Here is a 3,034-nt window from a genome sequence, read left to right on the forward strand (position 1 = left end):
CACGGCACCGACATGCTCCTCGGCGGCCTCACCCCGGCCATGCTCGCCGCGCACGTGCTCGCGGCCGGCGTGACCGGGGTCGTGTGGGCGCTGCGCCGGCGCGCGGTCGCCCTGCTCCTCCAGTGGCGCGACCCCGACCGGCTGCCGGCACCTGCATGGCGCCGGACACTCGCGCCTCTGGCTGAACCGGGTCACCTCGCACTGCGAGCCGTCTTCGAGGTGGCGCCCACGCGCGGTCCGCCGGCCGTGCTCCCCGCGACCTGACCCCTCCGACTCCCCGGTGAGTGCGGGGCGGGTCGTCGCTGCCCCCACACTCCCATCGAAGAGTCAGAGAGAGACCCATGCACATTCGTCGTACCCTGCCCGCGCTCGGCGCGGGCGCCGCCGTCCTGGCCATGGTCGGCCTCACCGCCGCTCCCGCCGCCGCACACGTGACCGTCACCCCGAGCATCACCGAGGCCGGCGCCTACACCGTGCTGACGTTCAGCGTCGGCCACGGCTGCGAGAGCTCCCCGACCACCCGGCTCACCATCGCCATGCCCGAGGAGATCCCGCGGGTCACCCCGACCGTCAGTCCCAACTGGACCGTCGAGAAGGTCACCGAGCAGCTGGCCGAGCCGGTCACCGACGCCCACGGCAACGAGCTCACGGAGCGGGTGAGCAAGGTCGTGTACACGGCCGAGAAGCCGCTGCCCGACGGTTTCCGCGACACCGTCGAGCTCTCGGTCAAGCTGCCGGAGGCCGCCGGCGAGACCCTGGTCTTCCCGGTCGTGCAGTCCTGCGTCAAGGGCAAGACCGGCTGGGTCGAGACAGCCGCCGAGGGCCAGGACCCCGAGACGCTCGAGGCGCCCGCCCCGACCCTGACCATCACCCCCGCCAGTGGCGGCGACGGGTCGCCGGCCTCCGAGGAGGGCGAGGTTCGCGCCGCGTCCGTGCAGTTCGGCGAGGAGGACGGCAGCAGCGAGGGACTCGCCGTCGCCGGCCTGGCCACCGGAGTGGCCGGCATCCTCCTCGGCGGCGTCGCGCTGGCACGGACCCGCAGGGCCTGAGATGAGGCGTTCGTCGGCGTCGGCCGCGGCCGTGCTGCTCACCCTGCTCTGGGTGTGTCTCACGGCCGCGCCGGCGTCGGCGCACGCCACCCTGGTCTCCTCGGATCCGACCGAGGGCGCGGTCCTCGCCGAGTCGCCGTCGGAGGTCACCTTCACCTTCGACGAGCCGGTCCGTCTCGTCCCGGACGCCCTCCAGGCCTTCGACGCCGACGGCGACCCCGTCGCCATCGAGCCGAGCGGGAGCGGTGCGATCGTCACCGGCGATCTGCCCGACGGCCTCGACGAGGGCACGTACGTCGTCGCCTGGCGGGTGGTCTCCGCCGACGGTCACCCGATCGCCGGATCGCTCACCTTCCACGTCGGCGCCGCGAGCCCCAGCGTCGCGCCGCCGAAGCTCGGCACCACCGATACCGGCTCGCTCTCGACCCCGCAGAGCATCGTCCAGGGCGTCGACTACGTGGCTCTCCTGCTCGCCGGGGGACTCGCGGTCTTCGTCGGCTGGACGGCCCGCGGGACCCGCCTCCCCGATGCCGTACGACGACGCCTGGTCGCCGTGCTCCGCGGCTCGGCGGTGGTGGCCGTCCTGGCGGCCGCGGTCGCCGTACCCCTCTCCGGTGCCTACCAGCTCGGCGGTGGTCCCGGCGGCCTGGTCGACCCCGCCGCGCTCGATCCGCAGCTGGTCCGCGACGAGCTGGTCGTCCTCGTCCTGCAGGCGCTCGGTCTCGTCGCAGCGGCGTGGAGCGCAGGCCGCGAGCGGCCCTCGCTCACCGCCGACCTCGGCACCGCCCTCGCGGTCTGGTCACCCGCGCTCGTCGGCCACACCCGGGCCTACGAACCCAGCACGCTACTCGTCGTCACGGACGCGCTCCACCTCACCACAGGCGCGGTCTGGCTCGGCGGCGTCGTCGGGCTGGCGCTCGCCCTCCCGGTCCTCGCGGGCCGTCCGCGGGAGGCGGCCCGGCTCCTCACCCGGTTCTCGACCACGGCCGCTGCGCTGCTCGCGCTGCTCGCCGCGTCGGGCGTGCTGATGGCCTGGCGGATCCTCGGCTCGTGGAGCGGCCTGGTCGAGGCCGCCTACGGCCGGCTGCTGCTGGTGAAGGCAGTGCTGGTCCTGCTCGTGGTCGCCGTCGCGGCCTTCAACCGGTACCGCCTGCTGCCCCGGGTCACCGACGGGGCCGGCCACGACGGGCAGCGCCGCGGCGCGCTCGCGGTGCGTCGGGTGGTCGTCGCCGAAGCGGTGGTGCTCGTCGCGGTGCTGGGCGTGACCGGCTTCCTCACCCAGAAGCCGCCGGCCGGCGAGCCGCCCGGGACTCCGCAGACGGCCGGCACCGGCGTGGTCACCGGCGCCGCCGGGGAGCTCCGGGTCCTCGCCGTCCTCGACCCCGGCCCCGGGACGCAGCGACGGCTGATCGTCCAGGTCCAGGACGAGGCCGGCGAGCCGCTCGACCTGTACGACCCCCCGTCGGTCGAGCTGCGCTCGGCGACCGTCGACCTCGGCGAGATCCCGGTGGTCCCGGCAGGCGTGGGCACCTACACGGCCGAGGTGCTGTTCCCGACCAGGGGGGAGTGGCAGCTGCAGGTCGGCGTGCGGAGCGACGAGTTCACCAGCCCGGTGACGACGCTCCTGCTGAGCGTCAGCTGACCGCCACCGTCACCGGCACGGTGTGCAGCAGGCCGTCCACCCGCACCTGGAAGAACAGCCGGTAGTCGCCGGCCTCGGCGAAGGTCGTGTGGAAGGTCAACACGGTCCCGCCATCGGTCTGCTCGGCCGCGCCGTACGGGTGCAGGTGGACGACCCGGCCGCTGGCGACCGCGAAACCGGTCAGGTGGGCCGAGGCGCCGAGATAGCTGCCGAGCGTGAGGGGCCGGCGGTCGAGCGTGCTCACCACCAGTCGCAGCCGGCCCTGGTCGCCGACCGCCGCGCCACCGTCCGCCGCGACCCGGACCACTCCGTCGTCGGCGACGTCGGTGCCGTCCCCGCGCGG

3 protein-coding genes and 1 pseudogene are annotated in these 3,034 nt (G+C 74.8%); 3 read left to right on the plus strand and 1 reads right to left on the minus strand.

All coding sequences use genetic code 11. The features are described 5' to 3' along the window. From E7Z54_RS23225 to E7Z54_RS12235, 3 genes are all read left to right on the plus strand, one after another. Positions 1–264: hypothetical protein (locus E7Z54_RS23225; protein WP_431188805.1), on the plus strand; the 264-nt coding region annotated here is incomplete at its 5' end. 77 nt (positions 265–341) lie between these two features. Continuing rightward, positions 342–1,049 (plus strand): YcnI family copper-binding membrane protein, encoded by a 708-nt coding sequence (locus E7Z54_RS12230; protein ID WP_136434066.1) that lies wholly within the window; start codon positions 342–344, stop codon positions 1,047–1,049. A gap of 1 nt (position 1,050) precedes the next feature. After that, complete coding sequence (locus E7Z54_RS12235; RefSeq protein WP_136434068.1) at positions 1,051–2,691, plus strand: copper resistance protein CopC; 1,641 nt, start codon at positions 1,051–1,053, stop codon at positions 2,689–2,691. On the opposite strand, the pseudogene E7Z54_RS23230 reads toward E7Z54_RS12235, so the two are convergent. Beyond that, positions 2,684–3,034, minus strand: a pseudogene (locus tag E7Z54_RS23230) (hypothetical protein); the annotation flags it as partial. The gene E7Z54_RS12235 and the pseudogene E7Z54_RS23230 sit on opposite strands and share 8 nt — an antisense overlap.

It is taken from the genome of Nocardioides sp. (assembly GCF_004803405.1).
GTDB lineage: Bacteria > Actinomycetota > Actinomycetes > Propionibacteriales > Nocardioidaceae > Nocardioides > Nocardioides vastitatis.